General features: G+C 67.5%; 1 protein-coding gene. It reads right to left on the bottom strand.

Annotated elements, in window-relative coordinates:
- A partial coding sequence (locus tag AQI95_RS44135) for an acyltransferase domain-containing protein (RefSeq protein WP_279617068.1) occupies nt 1-531 on the bottom strand: 531 nt, incomplete at its 3' end.
- Between the last annotated feature and the right edge of the window lie 4 nt (nt 532-535).

Genomic DNA, 535 nt, shown 5'->3' with positions numbered 1-535 from the left:
GACCGAGTCCAACAGTGGGTGCTCAGCCGCCAATGCGGGGTCACCGGCCGAGAGGTTCGAGTTCAGCCAGAACCGCTGGTGTTGGAAGGCGTAGGTGGGCAGAGCCACACGGTGTGTGTTTCGACCTGCGAAGACCTGCTCCCAGTCGATGCCGACGCCGCGTATGTGCAGCTGCCCGAGCGCGGTCAGCAGGGCGCGTTCCTCGTCGACGTCACGCCGCAGCGACGGTACGCAGTCACCGGCGACCATGCCCGTCAGGGTGCCGTCCGGTCCCAACTCCAGGAAGGTGGCGACGTTCTGGTCGCGCATGGCCTGCACGCCGTCGTGGAAGCGGACCGTGCCGCGTACGTGCTCCACCCAGTACTCGGGCGAGCACAGCCGCCCGGCATCCGCCACCTCACCCGTCAGATTCGACACCACCGGCAGGGACGGGGCGTTGTACGACAGTCCGGCCGCGACCTTCCGGAAGTCGTCCAGCATCGGATCCATCAGCGGCGAGTGGAAGGCGTGCGACACTCGCAGTCGCTTCACACGG

It is taken from the genome of Streptomyces yokosukanensis, from assembly GCF_001514035.1.
Lineage (GTDB): Bacteria > Actinomycetota > Actinomycetes > Streptomycetales > Streptomycetaceae > Streptomyces > Streptomyces yokosukanensis.
This window is presented reverse-complemented; position numbering and strand designations above follow the sequence as displayed.